27 protein-coding genes and 2 pseudogenes are annotated in these 23,602 nt (G+C 66.0%); 17 read left to right on the top strand and 12 right to left on the bottom strand.

Annotated elements, in window-relative coordinates:
- Positions 1–47: 47 nt before the first annotated feature.
- Both ACT2CW_RS49535 and alr read right to left on the bottom strand, forming a co-directional pair.
- Positions 48–1,085 carry a D-alanine--D-alanine ligase family protein gene (locus ACT2CW_RS49535; RefSeq protein ID WP_445521368.1) on the bottom strand — a complete coding sequence of 346 codons (1,038 nt, stop codon included), beginning with the start codon at positions 1,083–1,085 and terminating at the stop codon, positions 48–50.
- Positions 1,021–1,980, bottom strand: coding sequence for an alanine racemase (gene alr / locus ACT2CW_RS49530; RefSeq protein ID WP_445521367.1), 960 nt, complete (start codon positions 1,978–1,980; stop codon positions 1,021–1,023). The genes ACT2CW_RS49535 and alr overlap by 65 nt, the downstream gene beginning before the upstream one ends.
- Before the next feature lie 1,232 nt (positions 1,981–3,212).
- On the opposite strand from alr, the gene ACT2CW_RS49525 reads away from it, so the two are divergent.
- Complete coding sequence (locus tag ACT2CW_RS49525; protein ID WP_445521366.1) at positions 3,213–3,518, top strand: hypothetical protein; 306 nt, start codon at positions 3,213–3,215, stop codon at positions 3,516–3,518.
- A gap of 132 nt (positions 3,519–3,650) precedes the next feature.
- Entirely contained in the window at positions 3,651–5,084 is a 1,434-nt protein-coding gene (locus ACT2CW_RS49520; RefSeq protein ID WP_445521365.1) for a hypothetical protein, read from the top strand.
- Between the two features lie 56 nt (positions 5,085–5,140).
- On the opposite strand, the gene ACT2CW_RS49515 is transcribed toward ACT2CW_RS49520, so the two are convergent.
- Positions 5,141–5,638, bottom strand: coding sequence for a hypothetical protein (locus tag ACT2CW_RS49515; protein WP_445521364.1), 498 nt, complete (start codon positions 5,636–5,638; stop codon positions 5,141–5,143).
- Positions 5,639–5,982: 344 nt separating this feature from the next.
- On the opposite strand from ACT2CW_RS49515, the gene ACT2CW_RS49510 reads away from it, so the two are divergent.
- Entirely contained in the window at positions 5,983–6,168 is a 186-nt protein-coding gene (locus ACT2CW_RS49510; protein WP_381374519.1) for a hypothetical protein, read from the top strand.
- Positions 6,169–6,318: 150 nt separating this feature from the next.
- Here ACT2CW_RS49510 and ACT2CW_RS49505 read toward each other — a convergent pair whose 3' ends face one another.
- On the bottom strand, positions 6,319–6,741 hold the full coding sequence (locus ACT2CW_RS49505) for a hypothetical protein (protein WP_445521363.1): 423 nt from the start codon (positions 6,739–6,741) through the stop codon (positions 6,319–6,321).
- Positions 6,742–6,902: 161 nt separating this feature from the next.
- Here ACT2CW_RS49505 and ACT2CW_RS49500 point away from each other — a divergent pair, with 161 nt between their 5' ends.
- The 3 genes from ACT2CW_RS49500 (at position 6,903) to ACT2CW_RS49490 (ending at position 10,412) form a co-directional block, all read left to right on the top strand.
- Positions 6,903–8,738: a zinc finger domain-containing protein gene (locus ACT2CW_RS49500; RefSeq protein ID WP_445521362.1), complete on the top strand. Its 1,836-nt coding sequence runs from the start codon at positions 6,903–6,905 to the stop codon at positions 8,736–8,738.
- Positions 8,739–9,009: 271 nt separating this feature from the next.
- On the top strand, positions 9,010–9,231 hold the full coding sequence (locus ACT2CW_RS49495; RefSeq protein ID WP_445521361.1) for a hypothetical protein: 222 nt from the start codon (positions 9,010–9,012) through the stop codon (positions 9,229–9,231).
- 35 nt (positions 9,232–9,266) lie between these two features.
- Positions 9,267–10,412, top strand: a complete 1,146-nt coding sequence (locus ACT2CW_RS49490) for a hypothetical protein (RefSeq protein WP_445521360.1) — start codon at positions 9,267–9,269, stop codon at positions 10,410–10,412.
- 436 nt (positions 10,413–10,848) lie between these two features.
- On the opposite strand, the gene ACT2CW_RS49485 is transcribed toward ACT2CW_RS49490, so the two are convergent.
- The 5 genes and pseudogenes from ACT2CW_RS49485 to ACT2CW_RS49465 all read right to left on the bottom strand — a co-directional run.
- Positions 10,849–12,453 (bottom strand): radical SAM/SPASM domain-containing protein, encoded by a 1,605-nt coding sequence (locus tag ACT2CW_RS49485; protein ID WP_445521359.1) that lies wholly within the window; start codon positions 12,451–12,453, stop codon positions 10,849–10,851.
- A gap of 43 nt (positions 12,454–12,496) precedes the next feature.
- Positions 12,497–12,928 (bottom strand): hypothetical protein, encoded by a 432-nt coding sequence (locus ACT2CW_RS49480; RefSeq protein ID WP_445521358.1) that lies wholly within the window; start codon positions 12,926–12,928, stop codon positions 12,497–12,499.
- A gap of 576 nt (positions 12,929–13,504) precedes the next feature.
- Positions 13,505–13,630, bottom strand: coding sequence for a hypothetical protein (locus ACT2CW_RS49475; protein WP_445521357.1), 126 nt, complete (start codon positions 13,628–13,630; stop codon positions 13,505–13,507).
- A gap of 52 nt (positions 13,631–13,682) precedes the next feature.
- Positions 13,683–13,985: a hypothetical protein gene (locus ACT2CW_RS49470; protein WP_445521356.1), complete on the bottom strand. Its 303-nt coding sequence runs from the start codon at positions 13,983–13,985 to the stop codon at positions 13,683–13,685.
- A gap of 141 nt (positions 13,986–14,126) precedes the next feature.
- A pseudogene (locus ACT2CW_RS49465) lies at positions 14,127–14,240 on the bottom strand (IS481 family transposase); the annotation flags it as partial.
- A gap of 23 nt (positions 14,241–14,263) precedes the next feature.
- Between ACT2CW_RS49465 and ACT2CW_RS49460 the strand changes: the two are divergent.
- From ACT2CW_RS49460 to ACT2CW_RS49430, 7 genes are all read left to right on the top strand, one after another.
- On the top strand, positions 14,264–14,464 hold the full coding sequence (locus tag ACT2CW_RS49460; protein WP_445521355.1) for a hypothetical protein: 201 nt from the start codon (positions 14,264–14,266) through the stop codon (positions 14,462–14,464).
- Positions 14,465–14,742: 278 nt separating this feature from the next.
- Positions 14,743–15,411 carry an HNH endonuclease family protein gene (locus ACT2CW_RS49455; protein ID WP_445521354.1) on the top strand — a complete coding sequence of 223 codons (669 nt, stop codon included), beginning with the start codon at positions 14,743–14,745 and terminating at the stop codon, positions 15,409–15,411.
- 323 nt (positions 15,412–15,734) lie between these two features.
- Positions 15,735–16,877: a methyltransferase domain-containing protein gene (locus ACT2CW_RS49450; protein WP_445521353.1), complete on the top strand. Its 1,143-nt coding sequence runs from the start codon at positions 15,735–15,737 to the stop codon at positions 16,875–16,877.
- A gap of 385 nt (positions 16,878–17,262) precedes the next feature.
- The gene (locus tag ACT2CW_RS49445) at positions 17,263–17,535 is read left to right on the top strand and encodes a hypothetical protein (RefSeq protein ID WP_445521352.1); all 273 of its coding nucleotides are present in this window, start codon (positions 17,263–17,265) and stop codon (positions 17,533–17,535) included.
- A complete protein-coding gene (locus tag ACT2CW_RS49440; RefSeq protein WP_445521351.1) occupies positions 17,532–18,116 on the top strand; it encodes a sigma-70 family RNA polymerase sigma factor in 585 nt (194 codons plus the stop codon). The genes ACT2CW_RS49445 and ACT2CW_RS49440 overlap by 4 nt, the downstream gene beginning before the upstream one ends.
- A gap of 1 nt (position 18,117) precedes the next feature.
- On the top strand, positions 18,118–18,942 hold the full coding sequence (locus ACT2CW_RS49435) for a hypothetical protein (RefSeq protein WP_445521350.1): 825 nt from the start codon (positions 18,118–18,120) through the stop codon (positions 18,940–18,942).
- Positions 18,943–19,157: 215 nt separating this feature from the next.
- On the top strand, positions 19,158–19,418 hold the full coding sequence (locus ACT2CW_RS49430; RefSeq protein WP_445521349.1) for a hypothetical protein: 261 nt from the start codon (positions 19,158–19,160) through the stop codon (positions 19,416–19,418).
- A gap of 111 nt (positions 19,419–19,529) precedes the next feature.
- Here ACT2CW_RS49430 and ku read toward each other — a convergent pair whose 3' ends face one another.
- The 3 genes from ku to ACT2CW_RS49415 all read right to left on the bottom strand — a co-directional run bounded on the left by ku (position 19,530) and on the right by ACT2CW_RS49415 (position 21,445).
- On the bottom strand, positions 19,530–20,447 hold the full coding sequence (gene ku / locus ACT2CW_RS49425; RefSeq protein WP_445521348.1) for a non-homologous end joining protein Ku: 918 nt from the start codon (positions 20,445–20,447) through the stop codon (positions 19,530–19,532).
- Positions 20,448–20,585: 138 nt separating this feature from the next.
- Positions 20,586–21,104, bottom strand: a complete 519-nt coding sequence (locus ACT2CW_RS49420; RefSeq protein WP_445521347.1) for a DUF6233 domain-containing protein — start codon at positions 21,102–21,104, stop codon at positions 20,586–20,588.
- Positions 21,105–21,106: 2 nt separating this feature from the next.
- Positions 21,107–21,445, bottom strand: coding sequence for a hypothetical protein (locus ACT2CW_RS49415; protein WP_445521346.1), 339 nt, complete (start codon positions 21,443–21,445; stop codon positions 21,107–21,109).
- Positions 21,446–21,721: 276 nt separating this feature from the next.
- On the opposite strand from ACT2CW_RS49415, the gene ACT2CW_RS49410 reads away from it, so the two are divergent.
- The 4 genes and pseudogenes from ACT2CW_RS49410 to ACT2CW_RS49395 form a co-directional block, all read left to right on the top strand.
- Positions 21,722–21,856: a hypothetical protein gene (locus ACT2CW_RS49410; RefSeq protein WP_413804273.1), complete on the top strand. Its 135-nt coding sequence runs from the start codon at positions 21,722–21,724 to the stop codon at positions 21,854–21,856.
- Positions 21,857–22,411 carry an RNA polymerase sigma factor gene (locus ACT2CW_RS49405; RefSeq protein WP_445521345.1) on the top strand — a complete coding sequence of 185 codons (555 nt, stop codon included), beginning with the start codon at positions 21,857–21,859 and terminating at the stop codon, positions 22,409–22,411.
- The gene (locus ACT2CW_RS49400) at positions 22,408–23,220 is read left to right on the top strand and encodes a hypothetical protein (RefSeq protein ID WP_445521344.1); all 813 of its coding nucleotides are present in this window, start codon (positions 22,408–22,410) and stop codon (positions 23,218–23,220) included. The genes ACT2CW_RS49405 and ACT2CW_RS49400 overlap by 4 nt, the downstream gene beginning before the upstream one ends.
- A 194-nt stretch (positions 23,221–23,414) precedes the next feature.
- Positions 23,415–23,602, top strand: a pseudogene (locus ACT2CW_RS49395) (hypothetical protein); the annotation flags it as partial.

Genomic DNA, 23,602 nt, shown 5'->3' with positions numbered 1-23,602 from the left:
CCCTGCCTAGCCGAAAGGAGGGCGGGCGCCAACGAGCATGATGCCTTCTACGGCCGGTAACCTTGAGGACGGTTGAGAGCACTGTCGAGAATCAGCTCTGTCAGCCTCTCATAGCTGATCCCAGCGGCTGCGGCCATGGTTGCCAGATTTCCTGTGGGGGCAAGCCCCGGAATAGTATTCAATTCCAGCACGACGGGGCCATCCTCGGATATCATGAAGTCCACACGGCCGACACCCGAGCAGCCGCATATTTTGAATACCCGGAGGGCAGTATCTCGCATGTGATCGGCAACGTCGGCCTCGACTGGGGCTGGGCATCGGTACTCGGTCAGGCTTGGATCGTTCTTTGCTTCGTTGTCGTAGAACTCGTTACGCGGCACGGCCTCCAAGGCAGGAAGAGCCGTCGGCTTGCCATCCTGCTCAATGATTCCAATAGTCATGGTGTTGGTGGTCAGGTAAGGCTCCACCAGATATTCCTGAGAAATGTACTTCCCTCGAGTCGTGGCGATCTTTTCGATATCTTCAATGCCTCGAATGATGCCAGCTTCAAAACTGTCGCCGCTGGACGCAGGCTTCATGAACAGCGGGAACTTGAGACCGGAGATAGCTTCTTTGATCTCCTCCCTGGAACAGCCTCGCTTGAGGACGGCGAAGGGCAGTGTGGCTATGCCGTGGGCGCTCAGGAGATTTTTGAAGGTCGGCTTGTGCATTCCCAAAGCACTGGCGAGAACGCCGCTTCCCGTATAGGGAATGCGGAGCATCTCCAGCAGTCCCTGCAGCTTCCCGTCCTCCGCATACCAACCGTGGCCGGCCAGGAAGACCGCTTCATACTTCTGAAGATCCTTCCAGAATCCAGCGTTCATCATGTCCAGAGTATCGACCTCGTGCCCTAGACTAATGAGCGCCTTGGCCGCAGGCTCGCCGGATGTGAAGGACCCCTCGCCCTCCGGGCTGGGGCCACCAAGTAAAACAGCAATACGCATTTTGTTTCCTTTCACGTTTGATTCGCTCGGCGATAAATCAGATGACCCGACGTTTAATTCGTCGTGCATCATCGACCAGGCAGGAGCTGATTTTCCAGCCATCGATGCCACTACTCTCGGAGTGATCTGCCAGTGAGATTCCGTCTCCAATCAAGACAACAGGTGTCCCGGATGGCACTCTTTTGGGAAGCGTCACCGCCATAGCATCCATGTAGATTGCCACTACCTTTGCGCGTTCTTCACCCACTATCACCTCGCTGCCCACCAGCCCTGGGCTGAAACCGTCTGCATATCCGACGGGTATGAGTGCTATCGAAGTAGACTCGGCTAAGGCAAAGGCCTCCTCATATCCAATGCTCTCACCTCGGGAAAGGTTTCGTACCTGCGCTACATAACTAGTCCAACGGAGCGCAGGCTTGAGTCCAACATCCACGCCAGGAACAGGTGGAAACCCCACAAGAGAACAGCCAGCTCGCACCGCGTCGAGGTGCGTTTCAGGAAATAGCCATGCAGCACAGCTATTGGCGATGTGTCGGGTGACGTGGGAAGCCTCTTCCGTAAGCTCAAGGAATTTTCTGAGCTGCCTATATGTGATAGCCGTGTCGCCGTCTGTAGCCAGCTGGCTCATGATTCCCACTACATGGCCAGGTATTCTTTTAGGGACTCTGGATACTCCCCATCGGTTCAGGCCAGTGTTGAGTTTGATATGGAACTTCACCGTGTCCCGAGCCAGGGCGTCGAGATTTGCATCGTCGTGGGCCACGCATTCCAGGTGACCATCACGGATTAAGGGAAGATCGTTCGACGCAATGGGACCCATTATAAGTATACGTTCCGAGGGAAACTTCCTTCTGAGTGCCATAGCTTCTTGCACTGTTGCTACACAAAGCCCCTGAGCTCCTACTTCCAAAGCGGCCTGCGCTACTGCAACGGAGCCGTGACCGTATGCATTGGCTTTGACCACGGCCCATAAGTCCACACCGTCAAGCTGCTTCATCAGCTTTTCCGTATTAAGGCTTATCGTGCGCGTGCAAGTTACCAACTCAGATCTGTATACAGGCATGCAAAATCTCTCTGTACGAGGTAAGTGGCTCACGCGGCAAGTAAGAGGAAAGGTCCCGGCCCGCTTCGCTTTTGAGAGACTCCGCCAACCCCCGCTGCCCTCGGCGGCACGTGCGCGTTTACTTTGTTGCAGGCCGAGCCATTCGCTTGTGCGTGATTACTGTAACCGAACCTCCGGTCGGCGGAGGGAATGATTACGCCACATAGGGTGCCTGGTTTGAGTAATTTTGAGATTAGCTGTCCGATGTTCATCTTGGGCATAATCGCCTGTTATGTGCGGTTTACTCACCTCTCGCGCCCAGGAGTGACTGGGCGTTTACGGACCGTATGTAGATGCTGGCTGAAAATAAGTGACGCAGAGGGTTGAGGTATTCATAGCCAACGGGTTCACGCCGCTTTGGCTCAAAGCTTTCCTTTGTCTGAAAGTAAAACTAAAGGGTGTTACGGAGGGCTGCGGACTGGGCAGTTCTCTTGGATTTAGGTGCTCTCCGGGCTACGGGTCGGCCAGGTCGAGCGGCTGCTGTCCCGGCTCGGCGCGGCCAGCGACAGAGTGTCTCTGGCGGCACAGGTAGGCCGCTCTGGCCGGAGCCGCGGTGCTGGTCGTCGTGGTTACCGCCGGCACCTAGTGGGCCTCGTCCGGCACCGCGGCAGGGGCCCTATCTGATAGGGGCCCCACGGCCAGGGGTCGCTGTGGGGAAACAGTCGGCGTGGCCGGGAAGCTGTTGAGGTCACGTTGTCCGAGGCCAGCGCCTTGCGGCAGTGCTCCCGGCGCCCGGCCCGGTGCGAGCTCGCCGCCCGGCTCCTCGACGGCGACACGGTCGGGGCGATGATCGCATGACCACCGAGCTGAGCGGAGTCGACCTCGCCCGTCAGGCCCTGGCCGCCGCCCGCGTCCTCGCCGCAGCCGCGCCTGAACTCACCGGCCACGCCCGCGCGGTGGGGTTCGATGCGGACACCGGCCGCTTGGACGTCGTCCCGACGCCCCGACCTACAGCATCAAGCTGCGCTGGAGCGCGCCGAAGCTGATCACGGCGCCAACACGGAGGTACCCGGGCGCGAACGCGCGCTCGCCCCCCCCGCCGGCGCGGCGCAACTGTGCGTCCTGCCGCCCGCACCGGGCCACGCGGGCTTCGTCTCGGCAGCCGCCGACCCGGACCTGCGGTCGGCTTGCCCGAGGCGCTGGTCTGTACGCGGGAAACCGCGTCGCCGGGCTACCAGCAGGCGCTGGCGGCCCACCAGGCCAGCAGGGCGGAATGGATCCTCGACTCGAGGACCGCGGCCGCCATCGAGCAGCAGAACGCAGGCTCCTCCGCGTGCGAGTTGGAGGAAGCCTGGCTGCGGACAGCAGTCGCGTTCGCGCGCTGCGGCGGGCCCGTGCTAAGTAGCCCGACCCGGCCGGCCCGGGTGCTGGCAGGCCACCAGTCACATACGCAAGACATTGTTGAATTCATCATCAATTTTTGCGCTGCGTAATCCGGTCATCTTCGCCGATTATCGGCCACCTTGTTTCCCGCCGGGCGTGTCATGTGACGACCCAATACGGGCGTGTTCGAAACTGACCGGCAGTGCGCCAAGTTGGCGAGCACGCGGGGAGGAGATGAAGGCGTGACACGATCCATACTTGAGAAGTGGGGAAGACCCGGCCGGATACGAGGGGCTTTAGCCGCTGCGTTACTCATTCCGGCTGCTGCACCCGCGGTGGCGGCTGAGGGCAGCGGCGGACAGGTGCAGACGACCGCGCTGTATACCCTGCCGGCGAGTTCGCATATCCCGTCGCTGAAGGACCTGCAGTCAGGCCGAGCGCGCCTGGTCCAGCCTCGGGAGCCTGTCGGCGGGAAGCTGCCGATGGAGACGGTCGGCCCTGTCGCTGGTCACTTTCCTGTGTCTGATCAGCCATCGGCCATGGCGGACATCAGTCCTGTCACGACGTCGGCTGCGGCTCGCCCGACGTATCCCGAGCCGCCTCGGTCCATGACCCGTGCCGAGTGCAAGAAGGGCCTGCAAGGCGGGAAGCTGTTCTATGTGAAGTCGCGCTTCGCGATGTGCAGCGGCATCCAGATGGTGCAGACGTGGGCGAAGAACGGGGCGGTGACCGGGCAGAGTTCTTTCACTTTGTGGGTCATCTCGACGGTGCCCGACCGGAAGGACCGCACGGTCAAGTACGACTACCTCTTCACTGACTTCTTCAACGAGGGCAGGACAGGGGCGAGCAGCATGAGGGTCAACACCGATGCGGAGATGACGACGTTTCCGTCGTCGGCCCGCAAGAGGCAAGGCGGATCGATACCGCCCACCAAAACCTTCAACGCCCTCAAGACCAGCCCGAAATACCAGCACACCGTCATCTACGACGCCGGTCAGGGACGCGGCAAGGATGATGTCGTCGCGCTGGCCTACCAGCCCTATCTCAACCTCATCATTCCGCCCAACTGGGTGATACGGCAGGGAGACGGCAAGGTCCGGGTCGGGTTCCTGGCCGCTCAATGGGACGCCGCCAAATATCTCTACAACGCGGGCGGCGGAGGCGATGCCAAGAAGAAGGGCGGCGCGTCCTTCCCGGTCGCCGTCTACCTGCCCTACAGTTCCAAGGCCGGGGCGCCTGAGAGGGCCGTGGCGCAGCATCTGAAGACGGCGCACACCAAGCCTCAGGACACCAAGCCTGTGAACTCGGCGAAGAACGTGCCCGGGTTCGGTACTGACCGCAAGCTGCATCGGCTGTACTACGACCAGACGCGCAGGGATAAGAACCGGGACGAGGCCATCAAGGTGTGCCGGAAGTACTGGGGTGATGGCTACTCCGAGGGCGGGACGAAAGAATGTGACGAGTACCCGTTCGCCATCACCTACGAGGGCTGTGCGCAAGCACTCCCGCAGTACGAGCCGTCGACTCCCAAGAACAATTTCTCTGCCATGCCTCTGCCGAAAGCGGACAACGGCAACGCGGGAACGATCCTGGCCGGGTTCCTGACGAAGAACCGTATCGTCGAAGGCAGGATCGGCACGGAAGAGATAGACGCCTTTATGGTCAAAATCACCTGACCCTGTGACCTCATGCCGTAGGGGGCTCGGACACGCGGAAACCGAGCCCCTGCACTTCACGTCGACGCGGGCCAGAACTGCGCGACATAGCGCTCGACACCGTGAGGGACACCCTCCTGGGATAGCCGGGCCACCTCCTTACGGCCGGTGCAGTACAGCCGCAGCTTCCACAACGTGCCAGGCGAACCCAGCTCGAGATCTTCCTCGGTTGCACCGCCCACCACCCACACGGCCAGGGCGCCCGACGTCGAACGGATCTCCGTCTCTCCCTGCGCTTCCCACCTCTCGCGGTGGTCCGCCGGCGCGGCGCCATCCCACACCTCGGCGGTCAGAAGGGCGCGGTGCGTGTGGCCCGCGCTCCTGACATCCACCCGCCCTTCGAAGGCCGTGAGGAATGCGGCATCGTCATCCGGGCTGTCGTCCGGGTAGGGGATGGGTACCTGCGTGTCATCTCCGTCCTGCAAACAGAAGCCGAAGAAATCGACCGGAACCTCAATGGACTGTTGCCGGACCAGCACGGCCACCTGTTTCTCCTTGGCTAGCTCCAGGCTCACCCCCGGAGTGAACGGGGAGTGCCCTGCAACGCTACCGGCCCCACACAGCGGGCCGATCGCGGATCCACCGTCCCGGGCCGTCGATCGTGCCTTCGCACCGCCGACCGTCGTCGGCGACGAACACACCGGTTTGGCGAGCGCCATCGCCCACACGCTCGCCGAGCGCACCGCGTCCGGCGCCGAGCGGCTCGACCCGTTTCTCCTGCTGCTGCGCTCGGCACCGGATCCGGAGGCGGCGGACATCGCATCTGGACCGGTGACGCTGGCGCGGACGGGGCATCGAGGACCTGACGGGCGCGCTGAACAGCATCGAGCTGCACGGCTTCACCCGGGCCGAGGCCGACGTGCGCTGCGACCTGGCGGTGGTGCTCGCGCGGCGCGGAGAGCTGGAGGAGGCGCAGCGGCAGGCCGAGCGAACGGATGACCAGCACGACAGGGATAGCCCCGGCGCTGGCCCGGTCCGCTTCGATCGTGCATTCCGCGTCGGCCTGACGACGCGCTCGTGCATCAAGCTCGACAGGATGGCGTGAAGCTTTCGGGGAGGGGCTGGGACTTCACGTCACCGTGCAGGTCGATCGATGAATACAGCACGCTGACCAAGAAACAGCCCACGCGTTCGGCATGGTGCGGCCCGAGCCGAACACGTCCAGTTAACCGAGCTTGCCCGCCCCGGTCTGCGTCTACCGTTCCCCGAAGCCGGGCAGCAGCTCCTCCTGGCCGTGGACGATGCCCGGGAAGAGGCGGATGCGCTCGTACCGAACGCCCAGGCGATCAACGGCCTGTTCCCGTACCCCCCACGGCGCTTCGGGCAGGGTGACCTTCTCGATGTACTCGTTGCAGCCGTGGGTACAGGCGAAGGTGTCCTCCCACAGCGTGACGTCGTCGGTGCTGCCCGGGATGCGCATCGTGTGGATCAGGACCGCCCCTTCCTCGCAGTCGCACTCCTCACCGTGCAGCCCGTCCGAGCTCCCGCACGGGCACGGCTGACCCGGTTCCTGCTCCGGGTCCTCCCACGACAGCTGCGCCTCCAGCGCACGCCGTGCTGCTTCCTCCTCGTCGACGGCTGTGCCGGCCGTCGCGTCCTCCCCTTGCTGAGTTGTCATGGCCAGGACGCTACCGGGGACACGGCGGCCCGCCGGCCGACTTGGGACTCTTTCTTCTCCCGTTCTGCATCCCACGGCATGTGCCGGTGGTGGCTCAAGCCCATCTGGAGGGATCAACGACGCTGGTGGCACGATGAGTTGGGGCGAAAGGGTGGGGCTTCTTGCAGGACGACAGGCGGCAGATCCAGACGGCGGTGTTGGGCAGCGCGGACTCGGAGAAGCCGCTGATGCTCCCGTTGGAGGCGATCGAGCTGGACGCGTTCCGCTGCCGGTTCGAGCACGACACGTTTTGGTGCGGGCTGCTGCTCGGCGGCTGTGGCGGCCAGCTGACCACCAAGCTCTACACCGACCGGGTCTGTCACTTCGCCCATCACCCGGACCCGGACGGGCTGCCGCACGTGTGCCGGCGCCGCTCCCGGGGCGTGGCCAGCGCCGACCACCTGTATGTGAAGGCCGCGGCCGCCACCTGGCTTCACGGCCGCGGTGAGCAGGCCCGCTTCGACTTCGCCCAGCCCGACGGTGTGCCGGTCGGCTCCGTGGTCGACATTCACTGGCGGCGCGGCGGGCTGCGGGTGCATCTGGACCAGGCGGTGGCCCCGGTGTGGGACGAGGGCAGCGAGCCGGTGCTGGGCGTGTCGGTGCCGGTGGACCGGGACACGCTGATCCGCCGCTGGTACATCCACCGCATCCGTTTGGACAGCGAGGGCACCGCCCGGCGGGTCCGTATCGGCACCGAGGCGTTCGCGCGGCCCACGGAGTGGTTCGGCCTGGACGAGTGCGCGATGACGGAGCGGGGGCTGTCGACGCCGGCCGTCGAACGCATCATCAAGGCGCGCACCACGGCTCCTTCGCCACGCTGGCCCGCGGGGAAGGCCAAGAAGGAACCGGACGTTGAGGCCCGCGCGCAGGTGTTGCTGCGCCAGCTGGCCAGTGCCCGCAAAGTGGAGTCCGTTGTCGTGGTGAATCGGGTGAGTCGCGAGATAGCCGACCTGACCGGGGCCAGTTCGGCGACACAGACTGAGCTGGCCAACGCCGTACGCGACGCGCGTCAGTGGCTGCTGGGCCAGGCCGACGTCCGGCGTGAACTGTTCGCGCGCCTGGACGAGGCCGTCACGACCCGGAATGCCCAGCTGGCCCGAGAACTGCTGGCCCGCGCCAACGCGACCGCCGCGCACGACCGGACCGAGGATGAGGACCGGATCGCGGGTGCTGCCGCCGACTTCGTGGTCGCGCAGACCCGAGTGCAGGAGGCCGCGAACGCAGAGCGAGCCATGGAACGGGCAGAAGAGGAGTTGGCGGAGTTGACCGCGCGGGCCGCCTTCGAGACGGTGCGGCGGGTCCTGAGAGATCTGCGACACCGTCCGCGGCGCCACATGTCGAAAGCGACGCTGTACAGCCAGGTGCAGTTGCTCGTCGAAGAGGCGGCCAAGGCGGGCAAGTACGTCACCGCGTCCCAGCACCAAGAGATCGACCGCTGGGTAAAGCGTGCAGAACGCGCACAGGCTGGCGCGCCCGCCCCGACGGCTCCTGCACGGACTGTGGGGAAAGACCCGGTGTCGTCGAAGCCGCGCGCGAACGCGAGCACCGGAACAGCAGAGCAGTCCAACACGATCACGGTGTGGGTGTGGAAGGACCGCTACGGCGGCCTGCACGCCGCCGACACGCCCCGCCCAGAGGCATCCGTGCGGCATGTGCCGCTGCCCACCGAGGCTGGCCCGCTGCAGCGCCTCTACGGCAACCTCACCCGCATGATCGCCGAGCGGGAGGCCGTCGGCGGCCCCGTGCAGACCGGTCGGGCCTCGCTGTTCGTGCGGATATGGGAGAAGCACAGCGGTGAACTGGCCGTCACTCTCACCCGCCGCAAGGGCTGCACCGCCGTGACGCTGGCGCTGCCAGCCGAGCTGGGGCCGCTGCGCGAGCTGCACGACAAGGTGGTGGCGCAGATGAAGGCCCACAACGTCGCTCGACAGCCGCGGACGAAGCGCAAGAACGGCTGAGCTTGTCCTTCAGTGGTGGGAGATGCCAATCCGGCCGGGCGAAGGCGACGTGAAGCGCGGCCGATGCCTGCGATGCGACAAGGACTTCCAGGCCACGCCATGCCCGGTCTGCGGGAGCTATCGCGTCGAAGGCTCCTACGGCATATTCGGGGTCCGCTTCACAACGCTGCCCCAGACCGTCGAGTGCAAGGGCTGCCGCAGCGAAATCCCAGCACGCGATCCCGGCCCCGAAGGACCGTCCGAGCACTAACTTGCGTAGATACTGGCCGCCATGGCAGAAAGCTCCTATCCGCAGCAGGACGTCACCTACCGAGCCCCGATCGGCTCCGTCGACCTCAAGGCGTTCGACGACGACGGCAACTCGTACGAGATCCGTGCGTGCCACGACTGCCTGGCGTGGCACGCCGAGGTCGTGGTTGTGGACGGGGAGGTTCTCGTCAGGGAGTGGCATGCCGTCGGATGTCCGCAGTTCCAAGAACTCATCCGGGGCTGAGAAGCCAATTCATCGCCCGGGACGGGCACCCCCTGATGGGCGATGATATTGCAGTGAGTCTGGACTTGAGCAACTACGAACTCCTCTGGCCCACCTCGCTGTTCGTGTCCGAGGGCGAGCGCATCCTCCGATCCACGAGCTCCTGGCAGGACCGCGCGAAATGGCTCATGACGGAGGCCCTGACCGGCACAACCGCAGTCGCTGACTTTGAGGACCTACCTAACCACAGCGCGCCAACAGCCGACCCCTGGGCAACAACCGCCACCGGCTGGGGCACCAAACAGGCCGTAATGGACCAGCACGACTGGTTCACGGAACTCATCAACCGGGCGCCCGAGCTCAGGCACGCTACCGCCCCGCGGCCGTACTGGCCGCAGCGCCGTGGCAACGGGCCCGCCCACGACGGCAGTACCGCGCGGGACACCCGACGCGACTTCGCGCGGCTCATCGGTGAGTTCGCCGACCGCGGCTACCTGGTCGAGGTGTTCGGCGAGGAATGCGTCGACGACCACAGCGAGCTGCCCGACGCTTCCGAGATGATCGACAGCCGCCTGGGCATCCCCGATCTGTGGCCTCTGGCGCCGGAGACGTGGGACGAAGACACCTTCTACGGGCTGATCGAGGTGTTCCACGACCTGGTGAGCCGCCCCCGCATGCGGCGATACCACTCCTACAGCGGCTGCGGATGGCACCACTCGGAGTTCCACAACGGCCCGGCACGCGTCCTGTACCGGTGGAAGGTCAACCAGCTGTTGCGCGCGGCTGGCATCGAGTACGAACTGGCCGCCGAAGGCGAAGACCTCGGACGCCTGGTCGCCGTCACTGACGACGCCCGCAGCCAGCTGGTGCACCGCGTCCTCAAAGACAGCCCGCCCGACGCTACCGCCGGCGTTCGCCACGCCATCGCGCTCTTCCGCGCACGGGACACGTCGACTGAGAGCAAGAGATCGGCGATCTTCAACCTCGCCCGGATACTCGAGGAGCGCCGTGCCTTGATCAAGGAACACCTCGGGAAGGACGAAGGCGCCCTGTTCGAGATCGCCAACCGGTTCGACCTGCGCCACCGCCGGGCCGACCAGCGCAGCGAGTACGACGAAGCGTTCCTCGACTGGATCTTCTGGTGGTACCTGGCCACGGTAGAGCTCACCAACCGGCTGATCGCGTCGCGCAACTCCACCTGAGGAGGAGCTGCCCACCGGCGCATCCGATGTTGCCAGTGATAGTGACCGGTGATTTCAGCTGTGCGCACGCTGTCCACGGCTCTCATCCTTGGGGGCCTCGCGATCTCGGCTAATGTCCGCGGCCAATGAGATGGCCGGCCGCGAGGCGGTCCGCTCGATCCGAGTCCTGGGTGCCGGTGCACCCGCGCAATGCGCAACGCTCGGCCGGTGACCTGCGCTGAAGCGCCCCCAGCGGTTGTTCGCCTGCCGCAGGATTTCCTCGATTGCTCACTGCGCGGAGTCGGGGGCGGACGAACAGAGTTGCTCGGCTTCGCTGCGGGCGGCTTCGTAGGCGGCAGCGACGCGGTACATGTCGCCCAGCCCGAATGGCTACCATGGCTATTGGATCGTGCAGTTAAGTCACGAAAAGGTCTACTGGCCACGCGAAAGATTGAGGTCAGCTTCCCTGGGCCGCCATTTTCTCCAGCACATGGCCAACTTTATCGTTAATCGATTTTCGGACGAATTTAGATAGATCTTCATCCGTGAAGATGTGGTTGCAGAGGTGACAGAAGTTCGCGAATCTGTCCGGCAACTTATCGCCGAGGCCAGCCTCCCTGATGAGGGCTGCATAATACGCCGGTCCCGTATGAACCAGGGTGCGAACCAAAAAGTTACCGCGACTCGCACCCATAATTTCGGGAAGCGATTGCTCCAGGCAGTTTCCCAACTTCAGTGACGGACAAACTTCGCTGCCAGCGCAGCAAGGGAAGACATCGCCGTTCGGTGTTACTGTCAAATTCAGGAGCTCGAAGCACGCCCCAATTGGAATCCCTGCATCTGTCCATACATCATCGATAGGAATTTCTTCGCGCGCGCGCCCCACGGGTACCACTTTGGCCGACGCAATAATAATGTCGGCCTGCGCGTCTGTATCGACGCTTTTCATGACATCGGCGGTACGGTGAGTCTTAGTCGTGCTGACGCGTAGCATAATCCGGACACCAGTATCCTTGCCTGCCCGGATGATATTACTGATGGCGGCGGGTGATACGAATGCCTGATGCATTGCATCGACGCTGAACTCGATCCGCTCGACGCCTACAGATTTGAGTTCAGCCACCTTGCGCGTTGCCAATTTTTGCGTTCGACCCCAAAATCCATTCGTGACGATGGAGTTCCGAAATCCCTTACTTTGGGCGTGATCAAGCATGCAAACAAGATCATCCCAATAAATCGTTGCTTCGCCGCCACCAATATGGCAGTGCTTCGTTAGATTCGGCAGCGAAGCGGCTTCGTCGATGATCTGCCGGACCTGTTGCACGGATAGGCGGTCTCGCGGACTCTCGGGACCACAACTTGTGTAGCAGTGTGTGCAGCGTGCGTTGCAGAAATGCGTAGTCTCCAAGACCAAAGCGTTGAAGCGCAGAGGATATTGCTTCTTTTCATCGTGGGCAGCTACCGAGTCTGCGACGGCGGAGACGCTCCTCGCTCCTCCGGTAGTGGGGGGCTGGGCTGAGGTGGAGAGGAGCTCTTCGAGACTGGGGAAACTTGTCGTGTGAAGTGTCGTGAACTTGTTCACGGCCTCACATGAAAGAAGCGAGTCTGGCAGGCGTTCGCCGTCCCTCAGGAAATACAGGATCTCAGGAGGTGTCAGGAATGCGCGCTTTGCAGCGGTCAGGAATTCGTCGACGCGTGTCGGCCCGAGTGCTTGAAAATGACTATGGTCCAGAGCCAACATGATACGGAAAGGGCCGTGTTGCAGTAGCGACTTCAGGAAATGCGTGCCTTCCTGTCGGGACGTAAGCCACTGCCCGCGGGTAACAAGAATCGGTGCAATTCCCCGGCGCTGACAGGCATCGAGTACAAGAGCCAACTGCTCTGGGTCTGAGAATGCCTCCACTCCGACATAAACTTCGTCGTGCTGCTGTGGGTCGTATCCGTCGAGGGTGGAAAGGTCGAGTGAATTCGCTGATGATTTCTGCTTGTCGCCCCTGCGACACACTAGACAGTCGGGGGGGCACGTGCCACTGACCAACATCACCAAAGCACGCTGATTCATAGGATCTCCTCCTGGCCTTCGGCCCGTGGCTCTAGACAGTTCCCTAGTTGTCAGCGACGTGGGTGAAGTGATGATGCAGTACTTCAGAGACCAGTGCGCCAGCAAGCGCACCTGCAACGAACGCTGCCGCTACGAGCGGGATGACGGCGACAGCCTCGCCGTCATATGTGAAGCCTTGGCTTCGCTCGAAAATGGTTCGGGATTCCTCCACGATCTTCTCGATAACCGCACGGTCAGCCGAACGGAGATGCTCCACGACCTGCGGGTGCACTTGTAGATCCGCCGCGTTCAGCGCCAATCCGGGGTCGCGCCAAAACGCTTCTCGGAAGCTGGCATCGGTGCAAATCTTGTTCAGTACGATTGCGAGTTCACGATGTTCTGGACTGAGCAGAAGGGTGAGACCAGCCGGGAGGTCCAAGGGCCCTTCTGCGCTGGCTTCAGACTGCGATGCCTCAGCCGGTTGATCCTTCTCCATTTGCTATGCCCTTTCGTGTGGCGTCACTCAGCCCCACCCTTTTATCCAAATAGCGAGTCCAGTAATCGACTGTGCCATTGAATTCACCCGTATGGACCGAGTGGGTGCAAGGCGACATGGTGATCGCGGTCGACCTGATGCGCCTCGGCTCCCAGCGCGCTGGCGTGTCCGGCGCGCCGGGAGCCGGGAGAGGTGCCCTGGGCGTGGGTGGAGCAGACGCGGCCGGGTGGGAGGATCGTCATCCCGTGGTGGCGGCTGAGGCACGTCGCGCTGACTGTCGCTGACGACAACTGCTCGGCGGTGGGGTGGATGCAGGGGCTGGCGACGTTCATGCCCGCCCGCGGCACACCGCCCGCGAGCAGCTCGGCCGCACGTGCGCGGCACCGGCCCCGTCGACAGCGAACGGCCCTTCGCACGGGACTACGTCGGCGACACCGAGCCTGGCCAGGACGGACCGAACATCTACGTCGCCCGGAGACAGCGCGCGTTCCGGCACCGTGCCGGGCCCGCACCGAACGCACCCAGCTGGCCAGCAGGCTTGGGTGCGGAGCTTTCGAGGAGCAAACGGGGCTTCGGTCAGAACGGCATGATCCGGGTGAGGACTACCTCGTGGGTGTCCTGACTGACGCGGTACTCGGCGATGGACACCGTCAGGGCGACCACCGCAGAGAACAGATCGGCGGACAGCCCCGGGTCGGCCAAGGCTTCCCCTACCGCTTCGGAAGGCGCGACCGGCCATAAGCCGCGGGGCTCGTCACTCACCGGGCATCGCTCCGCCGTTCGCGCGGCGACGGCGCGCGATCTCGTCCCAGCTCGTGGTCGGCAGCGTGCCCGCCTCGGCGGCCGCGTGGATACGGTCGCGCTGCGGGTCACTGTCCAGCATGGCCCGGCCCCACCACTCGGTCAGCGTCGCATCGAGCTCGGCGCCCTGCTCGGCCGCGAGCACCTCGGCGAAGAACTGCGCCCGCCGGGCGCCGCGCAGCGCCTCGGAAATACCGCCGATGGTGCGCGGGACCCTCGGTTCCGGCTGGTGCGGGTGGACTGGCTGTGCGGTCACCCTCTCACTTCCCTTCGTCCCTATGCGTCTGACGGGTTCGGGCGGGGGCATTCCACGACGGGGGCACCCTCAACGCCGTCGCCCTCATCATCCCAGGATCCATCGGCCAGGCTGCCCACCTCGCGCAGGAAGCCGATACCGGCGCCCCCTCGCAGCTTCCGCCGCGACGGGAGCGATCGGCCGTCCGGCGTCCACGCGCTCGCATAATCGGCGGCGCCCTTCCGGCGTCAGCCGGGCGTTGGGATGCCCCGCCATATCAGCCCGTCGGGGTACCAGCAGTGCCGTCAAGGGGCTGGTGTACGTCACTCCATCTGCTGACCGACGACCCGCGGGTCCTGTCGCTCGCGGTCCACGTCGTCGATGTCACCTTCGCCCTCCATGAGGCCCCCGACCGGGCCGACCGCGACCGGCGCGGCGACCTCGCCCGGGCCGCGCACAACGCCTTCCTCGCCGCGGCCGGCCCGCTCGCCCGGGCCTGACGCCTGCCCCTGCCCCGGCCTCCGCACTCCGCCGGGGAGCGCTGGCGCCCACATCGATCGCGTCCGGGACCGGGACCGCCACAGTACGGAGGCACCGAGTGATCCCGTTGCCGCCGCACGGCAGCGGGGCGCGCACCGCACCAGGAAGGGCGTGCTGGAGCACGGCCGAGGACCGCCGCACCCCGCTCTGTCGAGTGATCTTCGATTCGTTTATCGCATGTCGCCCTGCCAGGCCCCGGTAGTCATGGGCCTGAAACGGTCGAACAGGAAGGCACATCATGCGGACGCGCGTCAGGTCCACCGTCCTCACCCTCGCCGCCACCCTCGCGGGCTTGGCCGCGACGGTGGCGCCGGCCTCGGCGGCACCCGCCGAGGCGGTCACCACCACCCTGCGGGCAGCCATCCAGGCGCTCCCCGTGGCTGCCGAGGACCGCACGGGCTACGAACGCACGGCCTTTAGGCACTGGGTGGACGAGGACGCAGACGGCTGCAACACCCGCCAGGAAGTCCTACTCGCCGAGGCGGTCGAACCGCCGACGGTCAGCGGCCGGTGCACGATCACCGGCGGTGTATGGCACTCGTACTACGACGACACCGACGTCCCCAATGCCCGCGGCCTGGACATCGACCACCTCGTGCCCCTCGCCGAGTCGTGGGACAGCGGGGCCTCGGGCTGGTCGGCCCTGGAACGGCAGCGCTACGCCAATGATCTCGGGGATGCGCGGTCCCTGGTCGCGGTGAGTGCCCGGGAGAACCGAAGCAAGGCCGACCAGGACCCGCGCGAGTGGCTGCCCACGGATCCGGGGGCGCGCTGTCGGTACATCGAGGAATGGACCGTGGTGAAGTCCCGCTGGGGCCTGTCGGCCGACCCTGGCGAAGCAGCCGCTCTCACCACTCTCGCCGACGGCTGCCACGACGCCCGCATCACCTACACACCCGCCCGCTGAATCCCAAGCCCGGCGGCCTGGCAGGGGACGGCCGCCGAGTCGGCACTGACGCCGTGGTTACCGACAGCATCGCCCCGGGGGCCGCGTCTCAGGGCGCTTTCCCGCAGTGCCTCCGGCCCCGTGGGTGCTCCCGCGCGCTCTACCGCTGCCCCTGACTGCGCGTCATCATGGCCCGGTCGTAGAGGTGCAGAATCTGGAGTATATCGTGAGCAAGCATCGCAAACCGGATCCTGATCCGGGGCAGGGAACTCCGCCGCCGAACAACTCGGACGGGCAGGTGCCGCCGCCTCCGCCGCCGTCCGGGACACACCGGAAGTAGCCGCGTGGTCGACTACGACGGCTTGCGGAAGCAGCTGGACGAGGCCATGAACCAGCACGGGCTGTGGCCTGCCCGCTCGCCCTGGACGAGGCAGGCCGTCGCCGACACACCACGGCACGCCTTCGCGCCGGACCGGCTGTGGCGTTGGGACGGCCACACCTATCAGCCGCTCGACCGCGGCGCCGACCCCGTCCGGTGGGCCGCCGAGGTCTACGGACGGCCCCACGACGCGGCCGTCACCCAGATCACTGACGGCGCGCCCTCCTCGAGCTTGTCCTGTCCGTCGATCGTGGTGGACATGCTCGACTCGCTCATACTCGAACCGGGCCACCGCGTCCTTGAGCTGGGGGCCGGAACGGGCTGGAACGCGGCTCTCCTCACCTGGCGTGCGGGCCCTGGGCGAGTGGTCAGCGTCGAGGTGGACGACGAACTGGCCCGGCAGGCCACGGAACACCTCGACACGGTCGGCACCGACGTGGCGGTTGTGGTCGCCGACGGTGCCGGAGGCTGGCTGCCCGGGGCGTCATACGACCGGGTGATCTCCACCTACGCCGTCGACCAGGTGCCCTGGGCGTGGGTGGAGCAGACGCGGCCGGGCGGGAGGATCGTCACCCCGTGGGGGCGGCTGGGGCACGTCGCGCTGACCGTCGCCGAGGACCACCGCTCGGCGGTGGGGTGGATGCAGGGGCTGGCGATGTTCATGCCCGCCCGCGGCACACCGCCCGCGAGCAGCTGGTCGCACGTGCGCGGCACCGGCCCTGCCGAAGACGAACGCCCCTTCGTACGGGACCTGCGCCCGCTGAAGGACGACGCGCACCTGCTGTTCGCCCTGCGCATCCATCTCCCCGACGTGCAGATCAGCACGGGCGTGGACGACGACGGCGTGAACGTGTGGATCCACGATGGCGTCGCCTCCTGGGCCACGCTCACCACACTCCCCGACGGCGAGGCCGTCGCGTTCCAGAGCGGGCCGCGGCGCCTGGCCGACGAACTGGAGCCCGCCTGGGACTGGTGGCTGACCGAGGGACAGCCGACCCTGTACGACTTCGGCATGACCGTGGAACCCGAGCGCCAGTACGTATGGTGCCGGGACCCGGCAGCGGGGCCGCGATGGCCGCTCCAGAACCGCGGTCGGGCTAGGGCGTAAGCCGCACGCCGGCCTCCCGCCCCGGCGCCTTCCCACACTGCTGAGGCGATCCTGGCCGGGCGTGGACTGGCCAGCGCCCCGCTGTGCGGCGACGGCCTGGACCGCCGGGTCCCACCCGTCGCATCTGTGATCTGGAACACGCGCCTTTGGTGCGACGCAAGTGGAGTGCGATTAACGTTGGTTACTTGACGTTAGAACTATGTTGCGGTCGGTGAGGAGAGGGTGCAGGTGGGGGTGCTGCCGCGGGCTCTGAAAGGCCCTCACCTCGGGGGTGTCGGGCGTGTGGCGCGGGACCGGATTCGAACGAGAGTAACCGCCCGGTTGCTTCGCGTATAAAAATCTCGAGTGTGCCGTTCAACGTTTGGGCCTCATGGTCGATTAGCTGGTGATCGAGGGCAAGGAAGCTCTCCAGCGCCCCGAGGGGGGACCAGGCGCTGCCCACCTTGTTGACCAGAAGGGCCTTGCACTCGTGACTCACGATGTCGCCAACAGCGTGCTGGCTTCGGCTATCGCGCTGCGCGTATTCACCCCGGACGCCATGGCACTGGCCCGCCGACTGCTCGGGGCAGGGGTGCGCGTGGGAGCCGCGGCCTTGATGGAACGCCGCGACGGCACCCCGGCTGCCTGCGTTGCCCGCGAGGACGGTGGCTCGGAGTGAGCGACCACCACACGTCGCAGTCCAGGCCCGCCTTGATGGTGCCGCTGCCACAACTCCCGAAGGCGTTCTGGGCGTTCCACGACCAGTACTACCGGGCCTACCGCCGCTACGCCCACGTGCATCTGGGTGATCCGCACGCGGCCGGTGAGCTGGTCCACCAGGTGCTGATGCACCTGGCGATGAACTGGGCCCACCTGATGGAGGAGGCGAACCCCGCCGCCTCCGCGTGGGCTCTGCTCAAGGAGAGCGTCGCCGGGGAGCTTAGGATCCAGGGCCGCAAGCCCGCGGTGCCCGAGACGGCCATGCTGCAGCTCGTGGTGCGCGCGGTGCTGGAGTCCAGCCGCCAGGAATTCGAGGTCATCGAGAGCGCTCTGGGCCTGTATCCGGCGATAGCCAGGCTGCCCGAGCGGCAGTTCGACGTGATGGTGCTCCGCTACGTCCTCGGCTTCTCCACCGATACTGTCGCCCGCATCATGGGAGTCACCAAGGCCACGGTGCGTTCGCACTGCCACTTCGCGCGCCGGAAGATCGCCCGGGAACTGGGCATAGCGTTCGATACGGACTGCGACGATGAGGAGTGACATGACACCGCGCAGCCTCGATGAACTCCTGGCCGACGCCGAGATCCTTCAGCACGAGTACGACGACGAGGACACCGCGGCCTCACGTCTGCGGATCGAACGCGAGATCGCCGACACCTGGTGGCGCAGCGCGCTGCTGCTCGAGTCCTCCGCTCAGCAGGTCAAGCCCTGGCTCCCTGAGGACGCTCCCCGCCACCGCACTCCCCTGTGCACGGCCCAGCACGAACAGGCCGCCCAGGATCTGCGCAAGCTGTCCACCCTGGTGATCCGCGACTCCCGGGCCGCTCACCACATCGCGCTCCTGGCCCAGTCGTGCCGCGTCGAACCCGCCAGCGCGCTGATCTTCGCCTGCCTGCTGCACCTGGCGGACCGGGAGGGAGCACAGTTTTGGTGGCAGTTCTCCGCCGGCGCTGGAAGCGCCACCGCGGCACTGTGCCTGTACCTGATGCATATGCAGCGCGGAGAGCTCCGCGATGCCGAGCACTGGGCACACGAAGCCGCCTGCCTGGAACACCTGGAGAACCAGACCAGCCCCCATGACGACCTGGTCAGCCTCCTGCGCAGGCCCCCCAGCCAGGGACACCGCGGCAGCTGGTACACGCCCCAATCCATGATCAACCGCACCATGGCGATCCTGCACTCCGGCGTCGCCGCCAGCACGCGCGTCGTCGACAACCCCGCCCTCGCCGATCAGCCGCTGTGCCAGTCACTGGCCGTGGCGGTCCAGCGTCTGGAGACCAAATCCGACGCCGACTACGGCACCATCCCCAAAGCCTCCTTCGAACTCGCCGCCCGACTGGAGGACTGCGCAGCATCATCCCCCTGACCCCAAATGCCACTGCCCCGATCGGGCCGCCCCGATCACTCGGCAGCGGCTGGCCCGCTCGTACGTACCCCTGCCCGCCCCGGGCTCCACACTCCACCAGGGATCGCTGGCGCCCGCCTCGATCACGTCCGAGGTCAGGACCGGCGCCCGGTGAGCGCGATATCGTGGACAGCCTGATGACCGCTCGTATCCCTGGCCTGGCAGGAGCGCCCCGCGTGCCCGAGGACCCCATAGCTCACAGCGAACTCGCCGCTCTCACACGGCGTTTCGAAGAGGTCGAGCAGAAGACCGACCGCGAGTTCGGGATCATCAAGAGCGACCTGACCGCGGTGCGTCTCCAGGTCGGGAACCTCGATCAGAAGGTGGACCGACTGGAAGGCCGCATCGAGGAACTGGGGCAGAAGATGGACCGGAACCAGGCGCAGATCGTGGAACTGCTCACGCGGCTGGTCGGCCAGGACCCGAACGCCAGCTGAACGCGTTCCTCGCCAGGACTGGGCCCGAACCCCGGCCGGTGCCGGCTCACTGCGCTGCGCGCGGGTGGTCACGGCGGGCCGTGACCAGGCCGTGCCACCGCCCGCGCTCGGTTACGACGCCGGCCGCTTCCTCGAGGCCTTCTTCGCCGCGGCCTTCTTCCCGCTGGCGCTCGTCTTCTTCGCGGCCTTCTTCTTCGGCGCCGCCCGCTGCCCGCTGATCTCGTGCACATCAGCCTCGTCGCCGGTGTCCTCGCCGCGGCTCTTCTTGGCAGCGCGCACGCTGTCCTGGAGGGCGGCCATGAGGTCGACGACCTTGCCCTTGGGCTCGGCCGGTGCCTCCATCTCGGGCGGCTCGACGCCCGCGGCCTTGGCCGAGATGACGGCTTCCACCGCTTCGCGGTACTGGTCCTTGTACTGGCTGATGTCGGTGCCGCCGATGGCCTCCATCAACGTCATGGCTTCGTCGACCTCGGAGTCGGAGATGTCGACGGCCTTGGGGGCGAGTCCTTCGGCCGAGCGGATCTCATCCGGCCAGTGGAGGACCTGAAGGACGATGGCGTCGCCGACGACCCTGAGCGCGCCGAGCCGCTCGCGGTTGTGCCACGCGAATTTGGCGACGGCGACCTTGTCGCTGCGCTGGAGCGCTTCCCTGAGCAGCACATACGGCTTGGCGGCAACGGCACCATCGGCCTGGAGGAAGTACGGCTTGCCGAAGCGGATGGGGTCCAGTCGTTCGGCCTCCACGAAGGCTTCGACATCGATGGCCTTGGCGGTGGGCAAGGGCAGATCGTCGAGCTCCTGGTCGCTGACGGGCACGAGCTGATCTTTGGAGGCTTCGTAGGCCCGCCCGATCTCGTCCGGGTCGAGTACGCGGTCTTCGAGCTCGCAGATTTTGCGGTAGCGGATGCGGCCGCCGTCGGCGGTGTGGATCTGCCGGAAGCTGATCGAGTGATCCTCGGTCGCGGGCATGACCTTGATCGGAATCGTCACCAAACCGAAGCTGACAGCTCCGCTCCAGACGGGACGCATGGGACACCTCCTACGCCCCCCTGGGGTGTCCCAGCCTAAACACGCCAACGGCAGAGTGCCCAGCTCAGGCCGCTGTCCGCCTGATGCAGACTCTAGGCGCGCAGAGGCGGCCGACGGGCGATGCCGGGTCTGCCGACTTCAGGACGCCGGGAGATGGCGGGCATCACAGGCAGCGCACGGTTCGCTGCCCGGCCGGGTGAGCTCGCGCAGCGCCTGGTCGAGCGTGAGGTCCGCGTCACCGGCCGGTAGCCAGCACGATTCGTGGTGGATGACCCGGCGCCCGGGGCCGCCGGCGGGTGCGGGCAGGTGCTGTACGCTCCACCGGCTTGCCGGGGCGGCGGGGGAGGAGTGGGGCGGTCGGGGTGCCCGGTGTTTCCGCCGGGTCGGTACGGAGGAGTAGTCGGTGCCCTCGATGGCGTTGATCAGGCGGGCGGGGACGCGCATCACGATCGAGTCGGGCTCGACCGTGATGCGGTTCGGCAGCTCCACCTCGGCCCATACGGGCAGACGCACCTCGTACCACCAGCCGCTCCCGGTACCGCGGCGGTCGAGGCGGCCGATGACCTGGGCTGTGACGCTCTGGCCGTCAGCCAGCTCGACCCACGCCGGAGGCCCAGGGGCGTCCGGGTCCGGGGTGTCGGGGCTGAAGGCGTCCACGGCTACGCGGCGGGTGCGGCGGCGTGGGTGTGCTTGAGCTGCATCCGCGCGGTGACGAGGTCCGGGCCCTCGAAGTTTGCCCAGAAGGCGTGGGTGACGACGGTGATGGTCAGCTCCCGCTGCCGGTCCCGCAGCCGCTGTACCTCCTTCTGGTCCTCCTCGGACCAGCCGTCGGACGCGGGGCGCTGCCGCGGGCGCCAGATGTCGGAGTCACTGAACCCCGGGTGCGGCTCAACGGACCATGGAAGGCCCTCGAGGAGCGCGGTGAGGGCGGCGGCGACCTGGTGGAGTTCTTCCTGCGCGGCGAGCAGGTCCGGGGGGAAGTCGTAGGCTCTGGCCATGGCCCGAATGATACGCCTGTTCGATTTACGCGCCGGGCGAGACGGCGCACGGAGTGTCGCCAGTGCGACCTGCCTCGCGGCGGGTACCGGGTGACGGCATGCGGACGAAGCTCTTGAAGCGGAAAGGGGGCGCGCGGCGGGGTGAGTGCGCCTATTTATTGAGATAGCTGGTTTGGCTGCTGAACGAACAGGGCCGCTATGTGATGGCCTGATCACATAAGGTGTTCGGCCCGCATGAGGCGGAGTCGACGATGCCTTGAGTGAAAGGAATCTTTGGTGAACTCCGCACTCGCCGAGGACGTGTCGGCGACAGCCACCACTACGGCCCAGGTCATAGGCCAGGCAGCGTTCGCTCAACCCGCGCCGACAGTGCACGTGATCATCGGCGCGCAGCAGGCGGTGGAGGAGTAGATGGCCAGCAAGGTACCGGACGAACCGCCTCTCGATTTCAAGGCGTTCTACCAGCAGTATCATCGCGCTTACCTGCGCTACGCCAAGCTGCATCTCGGGAACCGCGAAGCCGCGATCGAGACGGTGGAGCTGGCCTTCGCCGAGCTGCTGCAGTGCTGGCCGGACGTGCTGACCGCGCCCAGCGTGCAACGCTACGCGCAGTCGGTCCTCCGTTCCGCGATCCATTCCCGGCTGGTACGCACGGGGCGCGCGAGCGCTTTCGTGGAGACCGCGGTCTTCGACCGGGTGCGTGCCACTGCCCGTCGCCAGCTGGAGGTGATGGAGTCGTCGCTGGGCCTGTACGCGGCGATCGCGAACCTTCCCGAGCGTCAGCTGGACGTCATCATCTTCCGCTTCGTGCTGGGTTACGACCTCCCCCGGGTCGCGGAGATCATGGGCGTCTCCAATGGGACGGTCCGCTCGCACATCCATGCGGCGCGCCGGCAGCTGGCCAGGGAGCTGGGCATCCGAGGCACCAGCCGGGGGAACAGCATGGAAGAGGAGGAGATCGTATGAGCGGCGGAAGGGACGAACTCGCCTACATCGACGCGGCACTGCCGACGGCGGAGGTCCTGGCCGACGAGTTCAGCGATTTCGACTGGGAGGCATCGCTGAAGCGCATCGCCCGGCTCGCGGTCAGCCAGGCCACCGACGAGATGGATCACTGCGCTCGCATGGTGAAGGCCCAGTCCGACCTCCGGGTCCGCTCGGATACCTACGCTGACGCCGACAGGGGAGCGCGGGCACGCTTCCGGCAGGCTACGGCCGAACTGGATTGGCTGTCGTCGGAGGTGGTACGCAACCCCGACACGGTGGATGCGATGGCACGGCTGGTCAACAATCGTTCCCGCATCGAGCCGGCCGGGGCGCTGACCTTCGCCTGCCTGCTGTATCTGTCCGATCGCCACGAGGGCGCGCAGTTCTGGTGGCAGTTCGCCGCCGGCGCCGGGATGGCGACCGCTGCCTACTGCCTCTACCTGCACCACGCGCAGTACAGCGAGGAAGGTATGGCCGCGTTCTGGTTCAGCCAGGCGTATGAGCTCCACTCCGGCGTCGGCGGTGAACTCTGCCCTGGCATCAACATCGGCCCACCTACTCCGATGTCGTCCACTCCTCGGCCCACGGTTATCGCCGATACGGACGTGGACCCCGCTGCGGTTTACCAGCGCGAGACCGAGGTGGTCGAGGTGTCCTGCTGGGCCCTGGACCACGCGAAGCTCGCGGATGCCGTATGCCGGCTGGACGCATTCGCTGATGAGGACTACGGCCATGTGCCACGGCCCGACCCGGCCCTCGCCGCCGAGCTCGAAGAGCACTTCGCGTAGCCAGCAGACAGCGGCGAAGGGCACCGACTCGGCAGCATGCGGCCGAAAGCCAGAAGATGAAGGCCACCCGGAATCTCCCGGGTGGCCTTCGTGCTTCGCACGCCGGAGCGGGCCTCCCCTTGACGCCATTGCGCGGCCGTCGCTGGCCGAGGAGATGACTTGAGTGCTGCGTCATACTGGTCTGCATGTCCGCCATGCCTGCTGCCGAGCCGTCGCCGTCTGCTGCCGAGGTGCTGCGGGAGCGGTATGCCCGCAGGCTGCCTGCCTCGCTCGGCGAGCTGGCCGGGCCGGCGCACGGCACGGTGCAGCTGCCGCTGCATGTGGCCTGGTCGGGACTGACACGGTTCGATCTTGACCGGCCACGGTCGCGGATGAGCATGTA

It is taken from the genome of Streptomyces sp. NEAU-174 (assembly GCF_052665095.1).
Note: the sequence above shows the minus strand (reverse complement) of the source record. Positions and strands in the feature narration are given on the sequence as shown.

What these genes read in the sequence shown, in the direction of transcription:
- ACT2CW_RS49535 (WP_445521368.1), bottom strand. Translation starts at nt 1,085, where the DNA reads ATGGCTGGAAAATCAGCTCCTGCCTGGTCGATGATGCACGACGAATTA.
- alr (WP_445521367.1), bottom strand. Translation starts at nt 1,980, where the DNA reads ATGAAGCAGCTTGACGGTGTGGACTTATGGGCCGTGGTCAAAGCCAAT.
- ACT2CW_RS49505 (WP_445521363.1), bottom strand. Translation starts at nt 6,741, where the DNA reads ATGACAACTCAGCAAGGGGAGGACGCGACGGCCGGCACAGCCGTCGAC.
- ACT2CW_RS49495 (WP_445521361.1), top strand. Translation starts at nt 9,010, where the DNA reads ATGGCAGAAAGCTCCTATCCGCAGCAGGACGTCACCTACCGAGCCCCG.
- ACT2CW_RS49490 (WP_445521360.1), top strand. Translation starts at nt 9,267, where the DNA reads ATGGGCGATGATATTGCAGTGAGTCTGGACTTGAGCAACTACGAACTC.
- ACT2CW_RS49485 (WP_445521359.1), bottom strand. Translation starts at nt 12,453, where the DNA reads ATGAATCAGCGTGCTTTGGTGATGTTGGTCAGTGGCACGTGCCCCCCC.
- ACT2CW_RS49480 (WP_445521358.1), bottom strand. Translation starts at nt 12,928, where the DNA reads ATGGAGAAGGATCAACCGGCTGAGGCATCGCAGTCTGAAGCCAGCGCA.
- ACT2CW_RS49455 (WP_445521354.1), top strand. Translation starts at nt 14,743, where the DNA reads ATGCGGACGCGCGTCAGGTCCACCGTCCTCACCCTCGCCGCCACCCTC.
- ACT2CW_RS49435 (WP_445521350.1), top strand. Translation starts at nt 18,118, where the DNA reads ATGACACCGCGCAGCCTCGATGAACTCCTGGCCGACGCCGAGATCCTT.
- ku (WP_445521348.1), bottom strand. Translation starts at nt 20,447, where the DNA reads ATGCGTCCCGTCTGGAGCGGAGCTGTCAGCTTCGGTTTGGTGACGATT.
- ACT2CW_RS49415 (WP_445521346.1), bottom strand. Translation starts at nt 21,445, where the DNA reads ATGGCCAGAGCCTACGACTTCCCCCCGGACCTGCTCGCCGCGCAGGAA.
- ACT2CW_RS49405 (WP_445521345.1), top strand. Translation starts at nt 21,857, where the DNA reads ATGGCCAGCAAGGTACCGGACGAACCGCCTCTCGATTTCAAGGCGTTC.
- ACT2CW_RS49400 (WP_445521344.1), top strand. Translation starts at nt 22,408, where the DNA reads ATGAGCGGCGGAAGGGACGAACTCGCCTACATCGACGCGGCACTGCCG.